Annotated in this window: 21 protein-coding genes; 5 read left to right on the plus strand and 16 right to left on the minus strand. The window is 66.5% G+C overall.

Features of this window, described 5'->3' with window-relative positions:
* The first annotated feature begins 2 nt into the window (after positions 1-2).
* Both HK401_RS13190 and HK401_RS13195 read left to right on the plus strand, forming a co-directional pair.
* Complete coding sequence (locus HK401_RS13190; protein WP_181275122.1) at positions 3-1,130, plus strand: ABC transporter; 1,128 nt, start codon at positions 3-5, stop codon at positions 1,128-1,130.
* Between the two features lie 64 nt (positions 1,131-1,194).
* On the plus strand, positions 1,195-2,154 hold the full coding sequence (locus tag HK401_RS13195; protein WP_181275123.1) for a hypothetical protein: 960 nt from the start codon (positions 1,195-1,197) through the stop codon (positions 2,152-2,154).
* Between the two features lie 187 nt (positions 2,155-2,341).
* Here HK401_RS13195 and HK401_RS13200 read toward each other — a convergent pair whose 3' ends face one another.
* The 4 genes from HK401_RS13200 to HK401_RS13215 form a co-directional block, all read right to left on the minus strand.
* Complete coding sequence (locus HK401_RS13200; protein WP_181275124.1) at positions 2,342-4,447, minus strand: NHL domain-containing thioredoxin family protein; 2,106 nt, start codon at positions 4,445-4,447, stop codon at positions 2,342-2,344.
* A 149-nt stretch (positions 4,448-4,596) separates the two neighbouring features.
* Entirely contained in the window at positions 4,597-5,436 is an 840-nt protein-coding gene (locus HK401_RS13205; RefSeq protein WP_219921925.1) for a heme ABC transporter ATP-binding protein, read from the minus strand.
* On the minus strand, positions 5,430-6,512 hold the full coding sequence (locus HK401_RS13210) for a FecCD family ABC transporter permease (protein ID WP_258234190.1): 1,083 nt from the start codon (positions 6,510-6,512) through the stop codon (positions 5,430-5,432). The genes HK401_RS13205 and HK401_RS13210 overlap by 7 nt, the downstream gene beginning before the upstream one ends.
* Positions 6,513-6,538: 26 nt before the next feature.
* Positions 6,539-7,588 (minus strand): ABC transporter substrate-binding protein, encoded by a 1,050-nt coding sequence (locus tag HK401_RS13215; RefSeq protein WP_181275125.1) that lies wholly within the window; start codon positions 7,586-7,588, stop codon positions 6,539-6,541.
* Between the two features lie 276 nt (positions 7,589-7,864).
* On the opposite strand from HK401_RS13215, the gene HK401_RS13220 reads away from it, so the two are divergent.
* Positions 7,865-9,292, plus strand: coding sequence for an alpha/beta hydrolase-fold protein (locus HK401_RS13220; RefSeq protein ID WP_181275126.1), 1,428 nt, complete (start codon positions 7,865-7,867; stop codon positions 9,290-9,292).
* 111 nt (positions 9,293-9,403) lie between these two features.
* Here HK401_RS13220 and HK401_RS13225 read toward each other — a convergent pair whose 3' ends face one another.
* Both HK401_RS13225 and mmsB read right to left on the minus strand, forming a co-directional pair.
* Positions 9,404-10,144 carry a YggS family pyridoxal phosphate-dependent enzyme gene (locus HK401_RS13225; RefSeq protein ID WP_181275127.1) on the minus strand — a complete coding sequence of 247 codons (741 nt, stop codon included), beginning with the start codon at positions 10,142-10,144 and terminating at the stop codon, positions 9,404-9,406.
* 262 nt (positions 10,145-10,406) lie between these two features.
* Positions 10,407-11,312: a 3-hydroxyisobutyrate dehydrogenase gene (gene mmsB, locus HK401_RS13230; RefSeq protein WP_181275128.1), complete on the minus strand. Its 906-nt coding sequence runs from the start codon at positions 11,310-11,312 to the stop codon at positions 10,407-10,409.
* A 139-nt stretch (positions 11,313-11,451) separates the two neighbouring features.
* Between mmsB and HK401_RS13235 the strand changes: the two genes are divergently transcribed.
* Positions 11,452-12,327, plus strand: a complete 876-nt coding sequence (locus HK401_RS13235; RefSeq protein ID WP_181275129.1) for a LysR family transcriptional regulator — start codon at positions 11,452-11,454, stop codon at positions 12,325-12,327.
* Between the two features lie 75 nt (positions 12,328-12,402).
* Here the strand turns inward: HK401_RS13235 and HK401_RS13240 are convergent, their stop codons facing one another.
* The 7 genes from HK401_RS13240 to rpmB form a co-directional block, all read right to left on the minus strand.
* Positions 12,403-13,149: a 3-hydroxybutyrate dehydrogenase gene (locus HK401_RS13240; RefSeq protein ID WP_181275130.1), complete on the minus strand. Its 747-nt coding sequence runs from the start codon at positions 13,147-13,149 to the stop codon at positions 12,403-12,405.
* Between the two features lie 273 nt (positions 13,150-13,422).
* A complete protein-coding gene (locus HK401_RS13245) occupies positions 13,423-14,772 on the minus strand; it encodes an MFS transporter (protein ID WP_219921926.1) in 1,350 nt (449 codons plus the stop codon).
* Between the two features lie 457 nt (positions 14,773-15,229).
* The gene (locus tag HK401_RS13250) at positions 15,230-17,287 is read right to left on the minus strand and encodes a bifunctional copper resistance protein CopD/cytochrome c oxidase assembly protein (RefSeq protein WP_181275131.1); all 2,058 of its coding nucleotides are present in this window, start codon (positions 17,285-17,287) and stop codon (positions 15,230-15,232) included.
* A 366-nt stretch (positions 17,288-17,653) separates the two neighbouring features.
* Positions 17,654-17,941 (minus strand): HU family DNA-binding protein, encoded by a 288-nt coding sequence (locus HK401_RS13255; protein WP_166974882.1) that lies wholly within the window; start codon positions 17,939-17,941, stop codon positions 17,654-17,656.
* A gap of 69 nt (positions 17,942-18,010) precedes the next feature.
* Positions 18,011-18,316, minus strand: a complete 306-nt coding sequence (rpsN, locus tag HK401_RS13260) for a 30S ribosomal protein S14 (RefSeq protein WP_166974885.1) — start codon at positions 18,314-18,316, stop codon at positions 18,011-18,013.
* 6 nt (positions 18,317-18,322) lie between these two features.
* Entirely contained in the window at positions 18,323-18,490 is a 168-nt protein-coding gene (gene rpmG / locus HK401_RS13265; RefSeq protein ID WP_166974887.1) for a 50S ribosomal protein L33, read from the minus strand.
* Positions 18,490-18,726 (minus strand): 50S ribosomal protein L28, encoded by a 237-nt coding sequence (gene rpmB / locus HK401_RS13270; protein ID WP_025779147.1) that lies wholly within the window; start codon positions 18,724-18,726, stop codon positions 18,490-18,492. The genes rpmG and rpmB overlap by 1 nt, the downstream gene beginning before the upstream one ends.
* A 635-nt stretch (positions 18,727-19,361) precedes the next feature.
* Between rpmB and HK401_RS13275 the strand changes: the two genes are divergently transcribed.
* Positions 19,362-20,318 (plus strand): protein kinase, encoded by a 957-nt coding sequence (locus HK401_RS13275; RefSeq protein WP_181275132.1) that lies wholly within the window; start codon positions 19,362-19,364, stop codon positions 20,316-20,318.
* A 345-nt stretch (positions 20,319-20,663) separates the two neighbouring features.
* On the opposite strand, the gene HK401_RS13280 is transcribed toward HK401_RS13275, so the two are convergent.
* From HK401_RS13280 to pdhA, 3 genes are read right to left on the minus strand one after another with little or no spacing between them, the layout of a single operon-like run.
* Positions 20,664-22,205, minus strand: a complete 1,542-nt coding sequence (locus HK401_RS13280; RefSeq protein WP_181275133.1) for a dihydrolipoamide acetyltransferase family protein — start codon at positions 22,203-22,205, stop codon at positions 20,664-20,666.
* Positions 22,206-22,223: 18 nt separating this feature from the next.
* Positions 22,224-23,201 carry an alpha-ketoacid dehydrogenase subunit beta gene (locus HK401_RS13285; protein WP_181275134.1) on the minus strand — a complete coding sequence of 326 codons (978 nt, stop codon included), beginning with the start codon at positions 23,199-23,201 and terminating at the stop codon, positions 22,224-22,226.
* Entirely contained in the window at positions 23,201-24,355 is a 1,155-nt protein-coding gene (gene pdhA / locus HK401_RS13290; protein ID WP_181275135.1) for a pyruvate dehydrogenase (acetyl-transferring) E1 component subunit alpha, read from the minus strand. Before pdhA ends, HK401_RS13285 begins: the two co-directional genes overlap by 1 nt.
* Between the last annotated feature and the right edge of the window lie 144 nt (positions 24,356-24,499).

Raw genomic sequence — 24,499 nt, forward strand, 5'->3', positions numbered from 1 at the left:
CGTTGAACGATGAATTGTCCCTCGCGGGGCTGCAGCTCGCTGGGCGCGAGATCGATCTCGGACGTCTGCGAGCAGGGACAATGCTCGGACTCATGGGCAGCCCGGACAGCACCACCTCGGTGGTGCTGTCCGTGGCGGCCCTGTCCCACGTCGCACCACCGCCACGCGTCCCGACCGGAGACCGGTCGGGTCGTTTGCGTGTGCGCAGCTGGATGAAGCACTATCTTCGCGACGCCGATGCCGGATCTGGGGAGGCGGCATCGGCGCAGATGACGGATGCATTGACGACGTTCGGTCTGCGGCCGGAGATCCTGCGACATCGCCTGCGCGACCTCGAGGCCGCCGACCGTGCCCGCCTCACCTTCGCCGCGGCGTGGGCGAGCGGATCCCGGTGGCTGACCTTCATCGACCCGTTCGCCTCGGTGCCGGGCCACCTGCGCACCGGACTGCGGAATCGCTTCGCCGAACTCGTTCGCGTCGAGGGCCGCGGAGTCGTGTTGAGCTCGAATTCGCTGACCGATCACACCATCGCCGAGGCAGGGGTGGCCGACATCGAGAAGGACCAGCTCGTCGCGCTGGGTTCCTTGGAGGAGATCGTGAGCGAACCCCGGGGTTCGCTTCCGGCCGAGCTCAGCGGCGTCAACGTCTATTCGGGTCTGGCGCGCAGGGGATGGCTGTCGATCGGCCATTCGGCGGTGAAGGCCCGCACCGAACTCGACGGGAAGGTCTTCGTCACCCTCGGGTGGCGTGCCGCGCTGCTGTCACTGGACGAGCACGACCCGGCGTTCACCTCGGCGACGGTGTTCGAAGCTATCATCACGGGACTGCGCGATCGCGGCTCCTGCCTGCAGGCGAAGCTGTCCCCGGTCGACACCGAGATGGGGCTCGCACTCGACGTCGACCTCGCCGACCTCGCCGGGACCGCGGGTGCTGCTCGCACCACCGACATCGACGGTGCGGCGGGCCCCACCGGCTCGGCCGATGCGCCGGCTGCCGCCTCGGCGGGGTTCGGGATCCTCCATCCGGGGCTCGGCTCGACCGTCGCCGAACTGCTTGCCAACGTCAAGGTCGGCACGCATGTCTTCGTCGAGGTCGACACTTCCGCGTTGCACGCCTACTCAGTGGAGTGATGTGCGGCAGATAGACTGAATTCTGCTCAGTCCCCGCTCAGTCCCCAACCGAATCAGGAGAGCCATGCGAACCTCGCGCACGCTTCTGATCTCGGCTCTGACAGTCATCGTGCTCACGGTCGCGGCCGTTCCCCTCCTCAACCTCACCGTCTACACGCCTGCCAGTGCCGCAGAGGCCTATATCGGCGCGCTCGAAAAGGGCGACGCCCACCGCGCATTCTCCTATCTGTCCTCCCCCACTCCGGCATCGACGCTGGCGCTGAGCAGCGAGGTTCTGTCCGCAGCTCCCGATCTGCCGCGGGAGGCGAAAGCGGAGACCGTCTCCGTCGACGGCGATCACGCGAAGGTCCGCCTCAGCTACACCCTGTCCTCACAGGAGCAGACGATCGATCTGACCATGGTCAGGCTCCCTGCAAGCGCGGGCCTGTTCGACCGTTGGGCCATCGAGCAGAAGAAGTGGCCGACCCTGACCCTCGACGTCTCAGGGTCCTCGACGGCGACGGTCAACGGCTATGGGGTCAGCGCCGGGTCGGTGCCGGTGCTGTTCCCGGCCAGCTACCTCGTCGGGTTCGATGCGACGTATCTCAAGTCGAAGTCCGAACGCGCCGAGGTGACCGCCCCCGGTGATTCCCACACCGTGAAGCTCTCGCCCGAACCGACGGCCAAGCTCGAGGAGACCGTGACCGAGCAGGTCACCGACCACCTCGAGAACTGCGTGAAATCGAAGACGCTCATGCCGGCCGGGTGCGTTTTCGGCTACGACACGGACAACGAGATCATCGGCGATGTCAGCTGGTCTCTCGAGCGCAAGCCGCAGATCAGCCTCACAGCGTCGGGCAACGACCTCGAGGTCACCCCGTCGACGGTGGAGGTCCGGATCAAGGGCCGCTACCGCGACATCGTCACCGCGGCCGAACACGATTTCGACGAGAAGCTCTCGTTCGTCCTCGGCGGCTCCGTGGTCGTGAAGTCCTCGCAGGTCAGCTTCGAACCGCGCCGCCTCGGCGACGTCTCCGTCGGGTGAATGGACTCAGCTCGGACGGGCTCGTCGGGTGAGGTCGTATCCGGCGGGTGAGGTCGTCGGGTGAGGTCCCTCCCTTCCACTCGCTCGGTCCGAAAAATCAGAGCCTGGCTCGATTGTTTGGTCGTTCCACAGCGTTCTGAGCGTTCAGAACGAAGCGGATCGACCAAACAATCTTTGGAAGAGGGGCTCAGGCGCCGCGGAGGTCGAGGTTGAGTTCGTTCGGCGCCGCGTCCGCGAGATCGACGGGGATGCCCCAGTCCTGCTGGTAGAGGTGGCAGGCCGCGTGCAGCGGGATCTCTCCCCCGGGCTCTCCGTCGCAGGCGGCGGCACGCGCGGTCACATGCAGCACTCCACCGTCGAGGTCGGGGTTGATGACGATGTCGCGTCCGAGTCCTTCGGCTCCCCCGTCGCCGGAGACGATGAGCTCCGGCGGGGTCGACGAGACCCGCAGGAACGTCGGATCGCCCCAGCGGTCATCGAGTTTCTGCCCGGCCGGAACCGTGAAGCTCACGCTGATCGACACCGGCCCGGACGCGATCTGAGTCGAAGGGCGCTTCGTCGTCAGCGCGCCTTCGTCGACCTTCTGGGCGTCCTTGGGCAGCTTCACCCGGGTCAGCGTGTGCGCGGCGGACTCGACGACGAGGAGTTCGGCCTCGCCTGAGGTGCCTGGTGCGGAGGCAGCATCATCGGCAGCGCCGACTCCGGTGGCCGCGCCCGATGCTGAGCCAGAGCCAGTGCCGGCTTCGCCCTCACCGTCGGCCCCGGCGGCGTCGACGACGAGGATGTCCGAGGGTTCGCGCAGCCCCCGGGCCAGCGTGGTGACCTCTTCGGTGGTCGGGCCGTAGCGGCGGATCGCACCGTTGTAGGTGTCGGCGATCGCGATGGACCCGTCGGGCAGGCTGCGCACTCCCAAGGGGTGCTGCAGGCGCGCCTCGGCGGCCGGTCCGTCACGGAAGCCGAAGTCGAAGAGCCCGACGCCCACCAGCGTGGAGACCATGCCGCTGGCGGGGTCGAGGCGCCGGATCGAGGAGGTCTCGGAGTCGGCGATGAGCACCCGGCCTTCCGAGTCGAGGTCGAGACCCGATGTCTGGGCGAACCAGGCCGACTCGGCGTCTCCGTCGCTCAACCCCTCGTTCATCGTGCCCGAGAGGATGCGGATCGATCCGTCCTCGGGGTCGAAGGACCAGATGGTGTGATTGCCGGCCATCGCCACGACCACCTCGGCGGTGGAGGGGACGAAGAGGACGTCCCACGGCGAGGACAGCTTCACATCACGCCCGGGCCCGTCGTATCGCCCGAGCTCACCGTGCTTGCCGCAGACATTGTCGATGGCGCCGACCATGTGCTGCTCGCCGGTGCCGGCGAGGGTCGTCACGGTCTCGGTCTCGAGGTCGATGCCGCGCAGGAGGTGGTTGACGGTGTCGGCGACGACGAGGCTGTAGCCGACCTTCGCGGCGAGCTCGTCGGGCAGCACGGCGATGCCGCCGGGTTCGCTGAAGGACGCCGTGGCGAAGTCTCCGTCGTCCGCGCCCCGCTCACCGGTGCCGATGCGGCGGATGATGGTCTGCGCTGTTGCGTCGTATTCGACGAGGCTGTGGTGTCCGGAGTCGGCGACGAGGAGGTTGCCCGTGGGCAGCCGCGTGACCTTCCCGGGATAGAACAGGTCGGTCTCCGGTGCCGGCGGCGGCACGTAGGGGCCGTCACCGGAGTGGAGCGTGCCCTTGGCCGAGTGTTCGGTGATGAGGCCCTCGATGATCTCGGTGAGACCGGCGGCGTGGCCCTCGCCGGACATCGTCGCCACGAGGTAGCCCTCGGGGTCGATGACGGCCAGCGTCGGCCAGGCGCGGGCGGTGTAGGCCTGCCACGTGATGAGGTCCGGGTCGTCGAGGACGAGGTGTTCGACCTGGTAGCGTTCGACGGCCTGGTCGACGGCCTCGACGGTGCGTTCGAACTCGAACTTCGGCGAGTGGACGCCGATGATGACGAGTTCCCGCCCGTACTTCTCCTCGAGCGGGCGCAGCTCGTCGAGGACGTGGAGGCAGTTGATGCAGCAGAACGTCCAGAAGTCGAGCAGAACGACCTTGCCGCGCAGGTCGGCCAGGGTGAGGTCCTTGCCGCCGGAGTTCATCCACCGGCGCCCGACGAGCTCGGGCGCGCGGACCTTGACGTCGCGTGTCGACGCCGTGTGCGTCGAGGCCTCGCGTGTCGACGCTGAGGATGCGACCGTCGCCGAGGCTGCCGCCGGGTCAGCGGCGGGAGCAGGGACGGTGGATTCTTCCGGGCTGGTGTTCATGCCTCAATGATCGCAGATCCATCGCCGAGGCGGCCCGGACGGTGTCATGATGTGACCGGCCCCTCGTCCCTGCTGTCACACGGGGCGCCGGCGGGCGGTCGTTGTACGTGGCACCGGCGGGTGCTGGGAGCGGACGGGCGCAGACGCTGTCACACGGGGATGAGGATCGGGTGGTCGATTCCCTCCGGCCGCACACGGCGCACGGGCTGCCCGTAGACCTCTTCGACGAGCGATTCCGTCAGTGCCTCGGCCGGCCCGCCGTCGGCGACGAGCCTTCCGTCTCCGAACACGAGGACACGGTCGGAGTACCGCAGGGCGAGGTTGAGGTCGTGGAGGACGACGACGATGGCGGCGCCGTCGCCGCGCAGCTGACGCACCGATGTCAACAGCGATTCCTGATGCCTGAGGTCGAGGGCGGCGGTGGGCTCGTCGAGGAAGACGATCGGGGTGGTCTGCACCTTCGTCCGCGCAAAGGACACGCGTGCGGCCTCACCGCCGGAGAGCGTCGTGATGTCACGGGTCTCGAAGCCGCGGAGGTCGGCATCAGTGATCGCCTCGGCGACGAGCGCGGCATCATGCTCGGCATCGACGTCCCAGGGCAGACGCCCCATGTGCACGGCTTCCTCGACACTGAAGGCGAAGTTCGAACTGTTGTGCTGGAGCATCACCGACCGCATACGAGCCAACGGTCCGGGCTTCCACTCCCCCACCTCGGCGCCGGAGATCTCCACGGACCCCCGCGTCGGGGACACGTCCCCGGACAGCAGCGAGAGCATCGTCGATTTGCCGGCACCGTTGGGACCGACGAGGGCGACGACCTCGCCGGCGCGCAGGTCGAAGGAGACCCCGGAGACGAGCTCCCGGCCGTCGACGGCGAAGGTGACGTCGCGGGCGCGCACCACCACCTCGGCGGGAGTCGGTCGGGCCTCGGCGGGAGTCGGTCGGGCCTCGGCGGGTGTCGGTCGGGTCTCGGGATCGGGTCTCACCATGAGCTCTTCCTCATCCGCACGACCAGGAACAGGAAGAAGGGTGCCCCGACGGCGGCCGTGAAGAGTCCGATCGGAACCTCGGAGGGCGGGGCCACGACGCGGGAGGCGCAGTCGGCGGCGACGATGAGGATCGCGCCGGCGATCGCCGAGATCGGCAGCAGCCCGCGATGGCCGGGGCCGACGACGATGCGCACGATGTGCGGGACGACGAGGCCGACGAAGCCGATGGCACCGGCGAAGGCCACGGCCGCACCGGTGAGCAGCGCGGTGGCGATGATGATGGTCAGTCGGCTGCGTTTGACGTTGAGGCCGAGGTGCTGGGCCTCGCGCTCACCGAGGGTGAGGACATCGAGGGTGCGGGCGTTGAGGAGGATGATGACGAGGCCCGCGACGAAGACGGGCAGGGTCGCCCAGAACTGCGGCCAGATCACCTTCGCCAGCGATCCCATCTGCCAGAACGTCAGGGTCTGGAGCTGTTGGTCATCGGCGATGAAGGTGAAGAATCCGGTCAGCGCCTGGCACCCGGACCCGACCGCGATGCCGACGAGCAGCATCCGCGAGGTCCCGGTGTTTCGCCCGGGTCGGGCGAGGACGTAGATGAGGCCGGTCACCGCCAGTCCCGCGAGGAAGGCCCCCAGCGGCAGGAGCCAGGTGATGCTGCCGCCGGCGAGCACGATGACGCCGACGGCACCGGCAGAGGCTCCGCCGCTGACGCCGATGATCCCGGGATCGGCCAGAGGGTTGTTGAACAGGCTCTGCAGCGCCGCCCCGGAGATCGCGAGCGCGGCTCCCACGAGCACGCCCATGAGGACGCGGGGGATGCGCAGCTGCCACACGACGGAGACGTCGCGCTGGCTCAGTCCTGAACCGTCGCCCAGTCCCAGCTGTGCCCAGACGATGCGGGTGACGTCGCCGAGCGGGATCCGCAGCGGCCCGACCGAGGCCGAGACGACCATGAGCAGGGCGAGGACCGCGAGACCGATGACCACGCAGGTCAGCAGCGGCAGCCTCCTGACGCTGTGCTGCTTCTCCGCTTTCGCGGCAGCACTGCCGGTCGCCGGCGTCGACACTGGCATCTGGGATCGATTGAGAACCTTCGATGTCACGGCAGCTGCGCGACCGCCTCGGCGAGGGCCTGCGCACCGACACCGATCTCCGGGCTCGAGTACTTCAGCTGGGCGTCGGGCATGACGAAGATCGCCGAGTTCTGGCCGGCAGGAGTCTGGTCGAGCGTCGGGAACGCCTTCCACAGGCCGTCTTCGCCGCCCCATTTCTCGTAGTCCGATTCGGCCATGACGATGACGTCCGGCGCCGAGGCGACGATGCCCTCATTGCTGAATTCTCGGGAGTACCCGCGCAGCTTGGATTCTGCGCCCACGCTCGTGAACCCGAGCGTTTCGATCATCTCGTTTCCGGGGGTTCCGGTGCCGGCGACCGCATTCTGGCCGCCCGCGCCGGTGGCCGTGACCTCGATAATCGAGAGATCCTTCGTCCCTGATTCCTCCGCCGTGTCCGCGGCGTCGGCGAGCTGGTCGTCGACGGTCTTCGCGAGCTCCTCGCCCGCTTCGTCGGCCCCGACATAGGAGGCGACGGCCTTGAGCTTGTCGCCCTGCGACTGCTGGTCGTCCATGACGACCGCGTCGGTCCCGGCGTCGCGGAACTGCTTGGCCACGTCGCCGTGCCGTTTGACGTTGTCGCCGATGAACAGCGAGCCGTCCATCGCGAGCAGACCCTCGACGCCGGTGCTCTTGCTGAACTCGAAGTGTTCCGGGGCGTCCTTGGCTTCGGGAGAGACGGCATCCTCGGGGGCGGCCGCGATCTTGTCGGCCAGGCCGAGCGCACCCAGTGTCGAGGCGACGCCGTCACCGGCGACGATGATCTTGTCGATGTCCTTGACCTCGACATCGGTGCCGGTGCCGTCTTCGACCTCGGCGGGCAGCTTCGGGTCCGCCGTGATCGCGGAGAAGTCGCTCTTCCCCGAGATCTGCTTCCAGCCCTCCGGGAGCGGGACGGAGAGTTCGGAGCCCGAGCCCTGGTCGGCGGCCGAGCCCTGGTCGGACGCGGAGTCATCTGCGGCTCCGGAGGATGAGCCTCCGCAGCCGACGAGTGCCAGGGCGCAGGCGGCGCCGATGAACGGCAGGACTTTTCTCATTGCTCTCCTTGAGGCGGTGCGGCGGCCGAAGGGGCTTCGGTCGGAGGCTGTGTGGCATTCGGGGTCGGCGGGCCGGAATTCCCTCCGACCAATTGGTGAGCCTAACCTAATCACGTAGACTAGCAATGCTGTCAGTCGGCTTGTCCAATCGACCGGGTCGACTGTCCGAAATGCGATATTCCTCGCTTCCGGTGGGACGCCGCTCCTCAGGGGCGGCATCGCCCCTCGACACGGTGACGAGGCCTGTTGCCCACTCCGACCTGCAAGGATCACTGCGTGCGCTTCTCCGACATCCTCGATGACTTCTCTGAGCCCGACACTGCGGAGGCAGGCAGTGCCGGCGAGAGAACCGGCAGAGCGGGCGAGGATCCAGGCCGTATAGGCGAGGAGTCCGACTGCGCAAGCGAGCGCGAACAGCGGTTCTGGGATCAGATCGCTCTGCGGGGCACACCGCTGGTCGATCCATGCGTGACCGATCCTGACCTGCGCGATGTCACGTTCCTCTACCGGTCCACCGATGTGCAGGTCCGCAGCGTCCGGCTCGCGGCGAACCGGGTCACGGACAAGGACCGGCAGGCTGCGGGCATCATGTCCCGGGTCCCGGGCACCGGCATCTGGGGCGTGACGCTGCATCTGCCCGCCGATCTGCGCTGTTCCTACGGCTTCAGTCCATCTCATGAGGAGGTCGCCCCGCCGTTGGGCGGCCCGGGCCGACCTGGGCCGCCAGTGCTCGTCGACCCGTTCAATCCCGATCCCCCTCTCACCCGACCGGATCAGCCGGGTGACGGCGAGGGCTCATCGGTGTTCTCGGCCCCGCTCGCCCCCGATCACAGCGTGTGGCTGTTCGACGGAGCGCGTGGAGCGGGCGCGCCTGCCTCGGGGGTCGACGTAACCGGCGTGCCTGCTTCGGACAACAATGTCACGGGCGCTCTCGACGAGGCAGGCGGGACCCACCTCGGCGAGGGTCCTGGGATGGATCGTGCTGAACCGACCCTCATGATCGCAGCCGACCGTGAGATCGACGGCGAGAAGCACCCGGTGCGGGTGTCTCTGCCGAGCACACCGGCGGCCGGAGTTCTCGTGCTCTTCGACGGCAGACAGTGGTTCGACCACCTCGGCGTCGCCCGGGCCGTGGAGGCGGCCGGGCTTCCCGGACTCATCATCATCGGCATCGGCACCTACTCGACGGCCGAGCGGACGCACACGCTGGCCGGCAACGATCAGTTCCTGCGCAGCGTCGCCGCCGAGCTCGTTCCCGAGATCGAAGCCGAAGCGGCCGTGTGGGGTTCTGCGCTGCCGGCCGGTGCACGTCGGATCATCGGCGGGCAGAGCCTCGGCGGGCTCTCGGCCCTGCTCATGGCTCAGACGTGCCCCGGTGCCTTCGATGCCGTGCTCGCCCACTCCCCTTCGCTGTGGTGGAGCCCCGGCGGGACCGCGACTCCGGCGGATCTGGCGAGCATCGACGGGGACGATTGGACCACCCGACGATTCCTCGAACCGGGCGCGGGGGCGGGTACGCGGGAGTTCCACCTCGCCGTGGGCCGGCGGGAAGGACCCATGGTCGACCGTGCCAGTCGGCTGGTCGAGGTGCTCGACGGTCGCGGGTTCGCCACTTCGTTGTCGGTCTACGAAGGCGGGCACGACTTCGCGTGCTGGCGCGGCGAGCTCATCGAGGGACTGCGGAGGGTGTTCGCGCGGGGCTGAGGGGCGAGCGCGTCGGGACGCGGCCGCGGCTCAGGCGAACGTGTCTCGGGTGGGCGCGCTGAGGGCGGAACGGTCGCGTCTTCCCGCCGTGCACGCTGCGGGCGGGCGCGCCTAGGAATAGTCGCGGGCGCCGAAGACGCTCGATCCGACACGGACCATCGTCGCCCCTTCGGCGATCGCGAGTTCGAAATCGTTGCTCATGCCCATCGACAGTTCGACCGCCTCGGCGGGGAGGACATCGGCATCGCGCAGTCGTTGGCTGAGTTCGCGCAGATCCGCGTAGCTGGGACGGATCTCGTCGGCGCTGCTGCCGGGCAGGCCGATGGTCATCAGTCCGCGCAGCCGGATCCGGTCGAGTGACCGAATCTCGGTGATGAGCGCCTCGGCGTCTTCGGGGGCGACTCCGAACTTCGAGTCCTCGCGGGAGGTGTTGACCTGGACGAAGGCGTCGACGGTCGTCTTGAGCACGTCGAGGCGGTTGTTGATCTTCTCGGCGAGTGCGAGGTTGTCGACCGACTGGATGCACTGTGCATGACGCAGAGTGTGGTTGACCTTGTTCTTCTGCAGGGGGCCGATGAGGTGAGTCTCGGGGTTGAGGTCGGCGAGCTCGTCAGCTTTGCCGGTGATCTCCTGGACCTTGTTCTCACCGATGAGGGTGAACCCGTGCTCGAGGGCGACCCGGATCTTCTCCGCCGGCTGCGTCTTCGTCGCCAACAGCACCTGTACATCGTCCCCACTGCGGCCGCTCGCCTCCGCGGCGGCGCGGGCACGGTCAGCCACCTCGTCGAGGTTGCCGGTGATGGCGGCGATGACTTCGGGAGTGAGGGAGGAAGGAGAATCAGGCGTACTCATGCCTCCAGTCTTCCACGAGCCGCGGCAAGTTTCAGGTCGGATGGGACCGGCGCGGCCGTAGCTGGAGGGGCACGGGTGGTGGGGTGGCGGGCGTGGCGAGAGACGCGCAGCGACGAATTGCGGACGATCCGTGTTGAAATCATCGCGATTTCTCCGCACGGATCGTCCGCAACTCGGTGTTGCTTCGGTGCTCGCGGGGCCACCTGGGGTGCCGTCTCGGCCGGTTCAGCGGCCCGGGCCAGCGGCAACCCGACCTTGTGACCTACTCCGGCAGGCCTTTGGCCTTCGGGTCGATGTTCTTGATCAGCGCCGAGGTGTCGAGGCCTTCGAGACCGGCATCGACGAGCTTTTGCAGCTGCTCGTGGACGAGCTTCGCGGCCGGAAGGTCGATGCCCGCGGTCTCGGCACCGGCGAGGGCGAGTCCGACGTCCTTGTGCATGAGCGCCGTGGCGAACCCGGGCTTGAAGGCATTGTTCGCCGCGGAGGTCTCGGTCACTCCGGGAACCGGGTACCAGGTGCGCAGCGGCCAGGAGTCACCCGATGAGACCTTCGCGATGTCGTAGATGGTCGTCGCATCCAGGCCGAGGCGCTCGGCAAGCACGGCGCCTTCGACGACGCCCTGCAGGCTGATCGAGAGCATCATGTTGTTGACGATCTTGGCGGCCTGACCTGCAGCTTCGCCGCCGGCGTGGAAGATGTTTCCGGCCATCGGCTCGATGAATGTCTTCGCCTCGGCGACATCGGCCTCGGTCCCGCCGAGCATGAAGGTCAGGGTGCCCGCCTCGGCGCCGCTGATGCCGCCGGACACCGGCCCGTCGACGAAGCGGAACCCGGCCTTGGCCGCCTCGGCGTGCAGAGCGCGAGCGGAGTCGAAGTCGATCGTCGAGGAATCGACGAGCAGAGTGGACGTGTCCGCGTGCGCCAGGACGCCGTCGGTTTCGAGGTAGACGGCGCGGGCATGCTCACCCTTGGGCAGCATTGTGAAGACGATGTCCGCACCGGCGACCGCCTCGGCGATGGAACTCACGGGCGTGACGCCGTGTTCGGCGGCTTCCTTGACGGCGATCTCTACGAGATCGAATCCCTTGACGGTGTGGCCGGCCTTGACCAGGTTCGCAGTCATCGGGCGGCCCATGTTTCCCAGTCCGACCCATCCAATCGTCGACATAATATGCCTCCTCGCATCATGTTCTGCTCGTGTGCAGTGTTCTCTCTCACATTACGCCAGTCGACACCGCGACGCCTGAGGCTGCCGTTACCTCTTGCGCACCGGTTATGTGCGCGCACGCAGATAGAATGGGAGCACTATGGCCTCCTATGCACCCGGCGGATCCGGTCCGCAGATCGCCCCCGAGGATCTGCTCACCCTTCTCGCGGTCGCCCGCCTGGGCAAGTTCACGGCCGCCGCACACAGCCTCGGCCTCAACCACACGACCGTGTCCCGGCGCATCGCCGCGCTCGAGAAGGCCTACGGCGAACGGGTGCTCGTGGCCTCCCCCGACGGGTGGGAACTCAGCGCCGGCGGACGTCAGCTGCTGCCGATCGCCGAGGACATCGAGGCCGCACTCGGGCGGATTGACGCGCATCAGACCTCGGCGCTGGCCGGGACGATCCGACTGGCCTGCCCGCAGGCCTTTGCGCTCGAATACGCGGTCCCCGCGCTCACGGAACTCCAGCGGCGGCATCCCGGGCTGCAGATCGAACTCATCACGGCCACCCAGCGGGCCCGCCAGTACCGTTCGGGCGTCGACATCGAGATCGTCGTCGGTCGCCCGGATGCCCCGCGGTCGATCGCCAAGCACATCCGCGACTACCGGCTCGCGCTCTACGCCTCGCAGGACTACGTCGCCGCGCATTCAATGCCGCAGACGCTCGACGATCTGGCCGATCATCGGATGATCTACTACATCGAGAACTCGCTGCAGGTCGATGACCTCGACGAGGCGGCCGATGCTCTGCCGCGCAGCACCGGATTCTTCCGTTCGACCTCGGTGCATGCGCATGTGCTCGCCACCTCGCACGGGGTGGGGATCGGGATCCTGCCGGACTTCCTCGCCCGCGACAATTCACGGCTGGTGCAGGTGCTGCCGGAGCTGTTCTCGAAGAAGGTCTCCTACTGGGCCTCGGTGCGCCACGAATCTCTGCGCAACGCGGGAGTCCGAAGCGTCCTCGAAGTCCTCTGATTTGCTACCTGACGGCGGCCCAGATACCTGGCGCCAGGTTGCTGGGCCGCCGTCGGGTAGCAATTGAGGGGTGGGTCAGGCGGCGGACCAGCCTCCATCGATGCTGTGGGCGCTGCCGTTGATGACGGCGGCATTGTCACCGGCGAGGAAGAGCGCGATCGCCGCGACGTCCTCGGGTTCGGCGAGCTTCGGCACGGCGGAGTGGCCGAGGAAGACCTGTTCGAGGACCTCGTCCTCGCTGATGCCGTTCGTCTTCGCCTGGTCGGCGATCTGCCCCTTGACCAGGGGCGTGAGCACATAGCCGGGATTGATCGCATTGCAGGTCACACCGTGCGGTCCGGCCTCGAGCGCCGTGGTCTTCGTCAGTCCCATCAGCCCGTGCTTGGCCGCGACATAGGCGGATTTGTTCGCCGAGGCGCGCAGTCCGTGGACCGAGGAGAGGTTGATGATGCGCCCCCAACCGCGTTCGTACATCGTCGGCAGCGCGGCCTTCGTGAGCACGAACGGCGATTCGAGCATGAGCGTGCTGATCAGGCGCCATTCCTCGAGCGGGAATTCGATGATCGGGTGGATCCGCTGAATACCCGCGTTGTTGACGAGGATGTCGACGTCGAGGTCGATCCCATCCAGCGCCGAGGTGTCCGCGAGGTTGACTGCCCACGCTTCGCCGCCGATCTCACCGGCCACCGCAGCTGCTGACTCTGCGTCGACGTCGGCGACCATGACATGGGCGCCTGCCCCGGCGAAGGCCTCGCAGATGGCGCGGCCGAGCCCGGAGGCTCCGCCGGTGACAAGTGCGCGCCTGTTCGAGAGTTCTCCCATGGGATGTCCCTTTCGTGCTTCGGTTCGGTGGTTTCGGTTCAGCGATTCGGTTCAGTGGTGCAGTCCCCGGTGGTGCGGTGCAGGTCCGGCGGCGCGGGCCCGGTGGCGCATTTCGCCTCACTGGTGCACGTATACCATGGACCTCGACGGACGACGAGGCGGCGCTGGCATCGGCCGACACCGCCTCGTCGCGCCGTCATCGGCTCAGCGCGGTCGGCTCGACCCGACCGGTGCAGTCCGATCAGCTCAACCCGACTGGTGCAGTCCGGTCGCTCAGACGACTCCGCGCCGGACCTTGTCCGCGTGGTCGAGCGAGCGCAGGTCGATGCCCTTGGTCTCCCGCGTGAACAGCAGCGCGACCAGGGAGATCGCGGCAGCGACGAGCAGGTAGATGGCGATCGGCACCGACGAATCGAACTTGTCGAGCAGCGCAGAGGCGATGATCGGAGCGAACGAGCCTGCGACGATCGCGGTCACCTGATAGCCGGTCGACACACCGGAGTTGCGCATCCGGGTCGGGAACATCTCGGCCATGATCGCCGGCTGACCAGCGTACATCAGCGCGTGGAAGATCAGTCCGATCAGCAGACCGAGGAAGATCATTCCCGGCTTCGCCGTGTCGAACATCGGGAAGGCGAAGAAGCCCCAGCTCGCAGTGAGGACGATGCCGACGCCATAGGGCAGCTTGCGACCGACTTTGTCGGCCAACGCACCAACACAGGGCACAAGAATCGCATGAATCGCGTGCGCACCGAGCAGGAGGCCGAGGATCTCATTGGATTCGATCTTGACGACGACGCTGAGATAGGTGATCGAGAACGTCACGACGAGGTAGTAGTGGATGTTCTCGACGAAGCGCAGGCCCATTGCGGCGAAGACCTCACGGGGGTAGCGCTTGAACACTGCCTTGATGCCGTAGTCGACGCCTTCCTCGATCTCCTCGGCCTGGACCTCGTCGAAGATCGGAGCGTCGGAGACGCGGGTGCGGATGTAGTAACCGATGAGGACGATGACGGCCGAGAGCCAGAAGGCGACCCTCCAGCCCCAGGACAGGAAGTGCTCTTCGGTGAGCGTCGCGGTGAGAATGAACAGCACAGCGGTGGCCAGCAGATTGCCCAGAGGAACACCCGACTGCGGCCAGGAGGCCCAGAAGCCGCGCGACTTGTTCGGCGAGTGCTCGGCCACAAGCAGGACGGCACCGCCCCACTCACCGCCGACCGCGAAGCCCTGGACGACGCGGAGAAGCACGAGGAGGATCGGAGCGAAGACGCCGATCGCCGAATAGGTCGGCAGGCAGCCCATAAGGAATGTGGCCGCACCGACGAGGATGATCGACAGCTGCAGCAGCTTCTTTCGCCCGTATTTATCGCCGAAGTGTCCGAAGACGATGCCGCCGAACGGACGGGCGATGAAGCCGACCGCGTACGTCGCGAAACCGGCGATGATCGGCGTCAGCGGGTTGTCCGAGGGCGGAAACAGGACGTGGTTGAAAACGAGCGTGGCTGCCGAGCCGTAGAGGAAGAACTCGTACCATTCGACGACCGTCCCGGCCATCGAGGCGGCGACGACCTTGCTCAGCTTCGCGCGGATCGACTTCCTCTCCGTGTTGTTCTGGGAACTCATGTGACTCCTTCGATTCCACAATCCGCGTCACCTTTGATGCGCGAATCGACTTGCATGTGCGCCGGCGGCACGACGGACTGGTCATCGCGGACCGCTTCGATGCGGCCGACGATTCCTGTCCGTGCCGTGGCACGGCGACGCAGGGATATTTTTCTCATCCAAGCAACAGTGTGCGCCACATTACGAAGTTTCGGGCGCTTTCCTGGGTGGAATCCGAGAATTTCCGGTATGTATTCGTGCACATCGGATGTGCACAGTCAGACGCGGCAGCATTTCGCCGTGAGCAGAGCCGATCCCCACCGGGGCGGTGCGGCCGATCCACCGCCGAGGTGGCCGCCAGTGCCGATGCCGACATCCCCCACCGGGGCGGTGTGGCCGATCCCATCGCCGAGGCTGCCGGCCGTTCCGCCGCCCGCACCTCTCCGAGCCGAAACCCGGCCCGACACGGGACCCAGGCTCAGCGGCGCCGACCGTCCATCTTCGAGTCGCGTTCGGCCATCGAGGCGAGCATCTCGTTGTAGGCGCGCAGCTCGGCATCGTCGGTGCGGTCCTCGCGCCGGTCGATGCGCTTGGCCTCCCGATCAGAGGACCTCGACCACTGCAGACCGACCATGATCGCCACGAACAGCGTCGGTATCTCGCCGATGCCCCAGGCGATGGCACCTCCGAGCTGCTGGTTCTCGATCGCCGTATAACCCCAGTCGGCGCCGATATTGCCGAACCAGTCGCCGGCGATGAGCACATTGGAGCTCATGATCGAGATGCCGAAGAACGCGTGGAAGGCCATGGTCACCAGCAGCATGACGAGGCGCATCGGGTAGACCGGGCGCCTGACCCCGGGATCGATGCCGATGAGCACGGAACCGAACATGTACCCCGCACCGAGGAAGTGGGCGATCATCAGCTCGTGCCCGATGTGCGTGTCCAGGGCGTAGAACATAATGCCCGAGTAGTAGAAGACGACGAGCGAACCGGCGAAGTTCACGCTCGCCACGATCGGGTTCGCGAAGAAGCGCAGATACGGGGTGTGGACGAGCCACAGCACCCATTCGCGGACACCGACCGAACCGTCCTGCCGCGCCTTCGTCGCCCGCATGAGCATCGTGATCGGAGCGCCGAGGACCATCGGCAACGGCACCACCATCACCAGGAGCATGTGCTCGATCATGTGCGCCGAGAACTGAACCTCACCGTAGACCCGGGGACCGGCGGAGGTGACGTAGACGAGGAAGGCCATGCCGACCAGCCAGCTGATCAGGCGCAGCACCGGCCAGCGGTCACCTCGGCGGCGGAGATTGATGAAACCGACGATATAGGCGATCGAGGTGCCCGCGGCGATCGCGATCCACAGCGGATCGATCGACCATTCGCTGAAGTACCGTGCGAAGTTCGGTGCCGGCGGCAGCGGATCGCCGGTGAGGATCTCGGCCGGGGTGGGGTTGCCCACCGGCTCCTGCGACACCGGCGGCTGAGATCGCGCAAGCGCGACCGCGAGTCCCATCGTGGCACCGAAGATGATGAATTCGACGGTGATGAGGCGCCAGAATTCCATCGTCGCCGAGGCGGCTGTGCCCAAGCGTGCGATGACGAACCGACGGTGCCAGAATCCGACGAGACCGAGCAGGACCGTCGCGAAGACCTTCGCGATGATGACCTCCCCGTAGGGGGTCATGAGATCGTCGAGACTGTGCACACGCAGGAGCGCATTGACCACACCGGAGAAGACGATGAGGCAGAAGGCGATGAGGGCGGCGGTCGAATACCTGCGGATGACCGCCTGCAGATTGTTCGACCGGGCGAGCCCGGCACCGAGGAGAGCGATGACGAAGAGACCGCCCATCCAGATGGTGGCGCCGAAGATGTGGAGGCCGAGGCTGTTCACGGCCTGAGTGTGCCCGGAGGCCTCGGCAGAGTGGCCCATCAGGGCCAGGGGGATCATCACGCCCACCCCGAGGACCCCGGCGACGGCGATGCCGAGGTGGGAGCGGGTGCCGAAGCACAGCGTCGAGGCGACGGCGATGAGCACGACGATGAGCACCCACAGCTGCCCGTAGGCGATCTGGGTGACGAAGACACCGAGCTGGTTCGAGAAGTCAAGGTAGGCCTGAGCCCCGACGGTGTCGACGAACGAGAACACGAGGACGGCGACCGCTGAGAGTGTCCATGCCACGGAGGAGTACTCGGCGATCGTCAGCGCCTTCGTCCACAGCGGATCGAGCCGAGCAGCTTCGTCTGTCTTCGTCTTGCGGCGGTTTCTGCGGCCTTCGGTGCGCGGGAGGATGAGGACGGCGAACATGAGAGCGCCGACGGTCAGGGACATCGCGGTGTTGAAGACGAACTTCGCCGCCGGCAGTCCGAAGCGGACGACGGAACCGGGGTCATTGAGCAGGGTGGGATTCGCGGCCCCGGTGAAGAAGAGAGCGGCGAGACCGACGACGCAGCCGAGGAAGACCACGATGGGGACGGCGGCTCGTTGAGTGAACCGGACGATCGGTTCGAAGACTGGTGAACTCACTGCGCGCGAACCGCCCCTTCTGACATGACTCAAGTTTATCGCTCAGCAGCGGGCCCCACCCAACCGGCAGCGGCCGCTGTGGTCGAGCTCTCGGGGCACCACCTCGGCGCAGGCGGGCTGGGGCGCTGCCTCGGCGAGACCGGGACGGGTACGGGGGCCAGTGGGTATCGAAAGTGCATACGTACAGTTTTTCATCACTACGTGTGCACTTTCGATAGGCAGCAGCACTGGGCGCCACCTCGGCGGCGGGGTGGGCGGGCCCGGGTGTCCCCACCGTTCGGTGGCAGCGGTACTGGGCACCGCCTCGGCGGGGATACACGAATGGCCCGGACCAAACGGTCCGGGCCATTCGACGCTGGGTGCAGATCACTTCGGGCTGCCAGCGGCACCCTTCAGCTTCGAACCAGCGGACAGCTTCACGGAGTAGCCGGCCTTGATCTGGATCTCTTCACCGGTCTGCGGGTTGCGACCCTTGCGAGCGGCACGCTCGGTGCGCTCAACGGAGAGCCAGCCGGGGATGGTGAGCTTGTCGCCCTTGGCAACGACGTCGGAGAAGACGTCGAAGACACCATCGAGAACATCCGAGACCTGCTTCTGGGTCAGGCCGGACTTCTCGGCAACTTCTGCCACGAGCTCGCTGCGGTTCTTAGCCATAAAAGTGTCCTCCTTAGGACAAGTCGGTCGGTCACCGGTCCGTTTTTCCGATGACGAACTTCCTCGAGATTACCAGCTTGACTTGGTGATTCCGGGCAACTCGCCGTTGTGAGCCATTTCGCGGAAGCGAACTCGGGAGAGTCCGAACTTCCGGAGGTAGCCACGAGGACGACCGTCGACCTGGTCACGATTGCGGACGCGAACAGGCGAAGCATCGCGCGGAAGCTTCTGCAGAGCCAGGCGTGCCTCCTCGCGCTGCTCGTCGGTGGAATCGGGGTGTGTCAGCTGACGCTTGAGAGCGGCGCGGCGCTCTGCATAGCGTTCGACGATGACGCGACGCTGCTTGTCGCGGGCGATCTTTGACTTCTTAGCCATGTGCGCTCAGCGCTCCTCTCGGAAATCGACGTGCTTGCGGATGACGGGATCGTACTTCTTGAGCACGATGCGATCCGGGCTGTTGCGGCGGTTCTTGCGGGTCACGTAGGTGTACCCGGTGCCGGCGGTCGACTTGAGCTTGATGATGGGACGAATATCCTGGGCCTTGGCCATCAGAGCTTCACTCCCTTAGCGATCAGTTCATTGACCACGGCGTCGATTCCGCGCGCGTCGATGACCTTGATGCCCTTGGCGGACAAGGTCAGGGTGACGTTGCGGCGCAGAGACGGAACGTAGTACCGCTTCTTCTGAATATTCGGGTTGAAGCGACGCTTCGTGCGGCGCTTCGAGTGGGACACGTTGTGTCCGAAACCGGGGACCGCCCCGGTTACCTGGCAGGTTGCTGCCATGTCTCTCCTCCAGTTCACAAGTTACCGACTCTCGAAACAAGCTCCTGCGGACGAACTTCCCGCTCGCTTGCGCCGATGTCGGAAGACATCAACAAATTCTCGCGAATGCCGCCTGATCGAGCGTGCCCGACCACGGTCGCCATCGAATCGAACTGAGCCGATCCGCCTCCGACCCGCATCGAGTGAACTCGGTGCGCGACGTCCGCCGTGAAAATTGTGTACGCCAAAACAGGTTTGCCCGTTCGGGCGAGATGTCTCACCAGCGCTGAAGCCGTAGCCTGTGAGAGATGGCCGAAGCTGGAGTGCAGCGGTGGGTGAGCACCATGTCGGTCCTAGCAGATCGATCAACGACCGTTCTGGTACGACACAACAGGAATCAATCCTACTGAGAGTGCGGGCTCCAGGGCAAATTCAATCCACGCCGCAGAGCTGCGGTCTTCCTCACCCGATGCGGTCTTCGCCACCTGCCGGAGCCGGCTGCGGGAACTTTCTCAGCTGGGCTCAAGGCAACCCGGGGAAAAGCGCAGTAGGCTTTCGTCGGCAACATGTCCTGCCGGCGATCGTGTTGAACGCCCGCCTGACTCGTGCCAAGGTAAGAAGATGATTGCCACCACATATGGCACTCCGGAGGCCCGATGAGCGACGTTCCACAGAGGCCGCGCATTCGTCCGGCGACCAGTGACGACTGGCAGAAGGATCACCACGATTCTGCTGGTCAGACACCGTCGTACGGGAATGAGGCGGGACGTTCGCCTGCCGATTTCGACAGCTCGACCTACTATGAGTACCTCGAACGGCACACCGGGGAGCAGTCGATCTCGAAGGCCCGGACCGGCAACGTCTTCGCCCCGGCCGGTCGTTCTCCTTTCGACGAGCAGTCCTCCTCTGCACACGCTGGTCAGACCGATGCCTCCTACCGGGCCCAGGGGCCGGCGAACGGCCTCGTTGCTGCGGCGCCGAACGGGCAGGATCCTCCGACTCCTCCCCCGCCTCAGTTCCCGCCCGCAGTCGGGCCGGGCGGGCAGAAACCGCGCAACGGACTCAAGATCACAGCCGTCATCATTGCCCTGGTTATGGTCCTCGCACTCGTCGCCTTCTTCGGGATCCGGTGGCTCGCACCCTCGTCCGGGACTGTTCCCGTCGATGTCGGTTCGAGCGAACCGGCCTCACCGTCGCCGAGCCCGTCCGACGATCTCGTCCAGCCCTCGCAGTCGCCCGAGGACAGGCTCGACGCGTACACGAAGGACGGCACCGACAAGGCTGCCGACCTCGAGGGCGAGTGGGTGACGCAGGTGAGCGCAAAGAAGGTCGGCCTCAAAGCCGACGGCAAGACCTGGACCGCCGCCGACATCCTCAACGAATACGAAGCCAACAAGGTCAAGTACCCGGGTTCGATCCTCATTCACAGCGGCGACTGGGCGTCGTACAAGGACGGAAGCTACTGGGTGACCGTCGTCGACACCGGCTACAGCGAGCCCGAGGCCGCCCTCGACCAGTGCCGCTCATGGGGTCTCGACCGCAATCACTGCCTGGCCAAGCGGCTGGTCAAGGACGGCAGTCCGAAGGACAACAGCGCCTACCTCGATAACTGAGCAGCGGCTGAGCGGTCGCGGCTGTGGCTTCGACGACCACAAACGGCACACTCCACTCTGAGCAGCCCAGTTCCGAACTTGGGCTATCGAGCGTGGATTGAGCCGTTTCGCGAATTCCAGCGTCTCCGCCCGTTCTTTCCTCACGCCGAGCCTGCTGCCCCGTGTCAAAGCGACGGCCACGCGCCGGGCTTACTGCCCCATGTCAATGACGTCCCCGCGACGAGACAACGGTGGCCCCGCGCCGAGACAACGGCGAAGCGCCGAGACACCTGTACACACAGTGGTCTCGGCGCTCTGCCGTTGTTTCGAGGAACCTCGGGCCTTGTTTCGCGGTGCCGCCGGCGCTCAGGCCAGCAGCAGAGTCGGGTCCTGCAGTCCGCGGCCGACGTCGGCGAGGAACTTCGAGATGATCTCGCCGTCGACGACTCGATGATCGGCGCTCACTGACAGCGTCGTGATCTCGCGCGGGACGATCTCGTCGTCGACGACCCAGGGCATCTTCCGAATCTGCCCGAAGGCGAGGATCGCGGCTTCGCCCGGGTTGATGATCGGAGTGCCCGCATCGACGCCGAAGACGCCGACGTTGGTGATCGTGATCGTGCCCCCGGCCTGATCGGCCGGCGGAGTCTTGCCCGACCGCGCCAGCGCCGTGAGGTCCTGGATGCCCTGAGCGAGTTCGCCCAAGCCCATGGCCTGCGCGTTCTTGATGTTCGGGACGATGAGTCCGCGCGGTGTGGCCGCGGCGATGCCGAGGTTGACGTACTTCTTGACGACGATCTCGTCACCGTCGAGGCACGAGTTGATCCGCGGGTTGCGTCCCGCGGCCCAGGCCACAGCCTTGGCCACGATGAGCAGCGGTGAGACCTTGACGTCCTCGCCGAGAAACTTCGTCGACTTCAGCCTCCGGACCATTGCCATGGTCTCGGTGACGTCGACGTCGAGGAACTCGGTGACATGCGGCATCGTGAACGCCGAATCGACCATGGCCTTGGCCATCATCTTCGTCACGCCCTTGAACGGGATCCGTTCTTCGAGTTCGCCGGAAGCACTCGCCGAGGCGGCCCCCGGTGCCGTCGCACCCGCAGTCAGGGACGCGGCTGGGTTCGCCGCGGCTGAGGTCGACGCCGCCGAGTTCGCCGCTGCGTGCACGTCATCGCGGGTCACATCACCGCGAGGTCCGGTGGGCACGACCTGAGTGAGGTCGACGCCGAGGTCCTTCGCGAGCTTGCGGACGGGCGGCTTCGCCAGCGGCTTGCCGGTTCCCGACGACGCCGAGCCTGCCGCCGCTTCGGCCGCGGCCCCATGTGCGGGGGCGGCCGGCGCATCCGGTGCCGCCGGTGCAGGTGATGTCGACGCATTCGGTGCCGCGGGCACCGGGGCGGACGCTGGAGCCGACGGTGCGGCCGACGCAGCTGGTGCGGCAGAAGCCGGGGCCGGGACGGCACCGCCCTTGCGGGGACGACGCTTCGACGACGTCGCCTTCGCGCCGTAGCCGACGAGCGTGGCACCGCCGTCGGCATCCGCGGAAACGGGGGCAGCCTCGGCGGGAGCAGACCCCTCCGGCGAAGCAGCCCCAGATGAGGCGGAACCGGACGAGGACGACGCGGCACCGGCGGAAGCGGGGGCAGCCTCGGCGCCGGTGTCGCCATCGGCACCGCCGAAGCGGATGATCGGGGTGCCGACCTCGATCGTCTGCCCCTCCTCGACGAGAAGGGCGTCGACGGTGCCGGCCTGCGGGCTCGGCAGTTCGACGAGGGACTTCGCGGTCTCGATCTCGACGAGGATCTGGTTGACGGTGACGGTGTCGCCGGCGGCGACCTTCCAGGACACGATGTCGGCTTCGGTCAGGCCCTCACCGACGTCGGGAAGAGGAAATTCGAATGACATTCTTGACTCTCCTCGTAATCAGTAGGACAGGGCCCGATCGACACCGTCGAAGATGCGATCGAGGTCGGGCAGGTAGTGCTCTTCCATCCGGGAACCGGGGTACGGGGTGTGGTAGCCGCCGACGCGGATGACAGGAGCCTCGAGGTTGAAGAAGCAGCGTTCGGTGATGCGCGCGGCGATCTCGGACCCCAGACCCAGGAAGGTCGGGGCCTCATGGGCGACGACGAGGCGGCCGGTCTTCTGCACGGACTTCTCGATCGTCGTGAAGTCGATCGGGCTGAGGCTGCGCAGGTCGATGAGTTCGACGCTCTTGCCCTCGTCCGCGGCCGCACCGACCACGTCCTGGGCGGTCGGCATGAGCGGCCCATAGGCGACGAGGGTGACGTCGGTGCCTTCGCTGACGACGCGGGCATCGTGCATGCCCACTCCCCCGCGATCGGCGGTGTCGACGTCCCCACGCAGCCAGTAGCGGCGCTTGGGTTCGAAGAACATCACCGGGTCGTCGCTCTTGATCGCGTCCTGGATCATCCAGTAGGCGTCGTGGGCGTTCGACGGCGAGATCAGGCGCAGACCAGCATGGTGGGCGAAGACGGTCTCCGGGCTCTCCGAGTGGTGTTCGGGTGAGCCGATGCCGCCGCCGTAGGGCACCCGGATGACCATCGGGATGCGTTCCTTGCCCAGGGTGCGGTTGAACAGCTTCGACACCTGGGTGACGATCTGGTCGTAGGCCGGGAAGATGAAGGCGTCGAACTGGATCTCTATGACCGGTCGGTAGCCGCGGATGGCCATGCCGATCGAGGTGCCGACGATGCCGGATTCGGCCAGCGGGGCATCGATGACGCGCTGCGGACCGAAGTCCTTCTGCAGGCCTTCGGTGACGCGGAAGACGCCGCCGAGCTTGCCGATGTCCTCACCGATGAGGACGACCTTCGGGTCGTCCTCCATGGCCTTGCGCATTCCGGCGGTGATCGCCTTTGAGAGGGGAAGCTTCTCCATCAGGCCTCACCCGCATCGGCGAACGAAGCCTGGTACGCCAGGAATTCAGCGCGCTCCTCGTCGACGAGGGAGTGGGGTTCGGAGGTGACGTGGGCGAACATCTCGATGGGATCGGGGTTCTCCATCGTCATGCAGTTGTGGCGGATGCGGGCGGCCAGGGTGTCGGCTTCGGCGTCCACCTCGGCGAAGAACTCTTCGCTGGTCTCGGTGTGCTTGTCGAGATAGGCCTTGAGGCGGACGATCGGGTCGCGGTCCTCCCAGATCTCCTCTTCGGCCTTGTCACGGTACTTCGTCGGATCATCGGCGGTCGTGTGGGCGCCACGACGGTAGGTGAAGGCTTCGATGAGCATCGGGCCGTTGCCGGCGCGGACCGAGTCGAGGCTGGCGCGGGCGACGGAGTACATCGCGATGATGTCGTTGCCGTCGACGCGGATGCCGGGGACTCCGAAGCCCTCGCCGCGCTTGCACAGGGGTGCCGCGGACTGGACGTGTGTGGGCTCGGAGATCGCCCACTGGTTGTTCTGGCAGAAGAACAGGACCGGGGCGTGGAAGGCTCCGGCGAAGGTCAGCGCCTCGGAGACATCGCCCTGCGAGGTGGCCCCGTCGCCGAAGCAGGCGATGGACACGGTGTCGCGGTCGATGTCGCCGGTGCCGACGTCGCCGTCCATGCTCACACCCATGGCGTAGCCGGTGGCGTGCAGCGTCTGCGAGCCGATGACGATGGTGTACGTGTGGAACCGGTGCTCCTGGGGATCCCAGCCGCCGTGGTTCTGACCGCGGAAGATGCTGAGCAGGGTCTCGGGTTCGACACCGCGGGTGTAGGCGAGGCCGTGTTCGCGGTAGGTGGGGAAGACGAAGTCTTGGGGGCGGGCGGCCCGGCCCATGCCGATCTGGGCTGCCTCCTGTCCGAACAGCGGTGCCCACAGGCCCAGCTGTCCCTGACGCTGCAGGGCGGCTCCCTCGGCGTCGATGCGGCGGACCAGGACCATGTCCCGGTAGAAGCCGCGCAGATCCTCATCGGTGAGTTCTGCGGCGAAGGCGTCGTATTCACCGGATTCGACGCGGTTTCCGTCTTCGGTGAGCATCTGGATCATTCTGGGCTCCTGGGACTGACTGTGGGCAGCACCGGTTCCCACTGAAATGTTGGAGGTCATTCCAGTTCTCCTTTGTTCGAGGTCCATCATCACCGGAGGTGACCAGTGGTGGACCGAGTCCGTCGGGCAGGCCCTCGGATGTGAGAACTCGCCCTCGAGTGATCTGATTCACAGGTGATCCCACGATACCGAATCCACTCACTG

The organism is Brevibacterium oceani (assembly GCF_013623835.1).
GTDB classification, from domain to species: Bacteria; Actinomycetota; Actinomycetes; order Actinomycetales; family Brevibacteriaceae; genus Brevibacterium; species Brevibacterium oceani.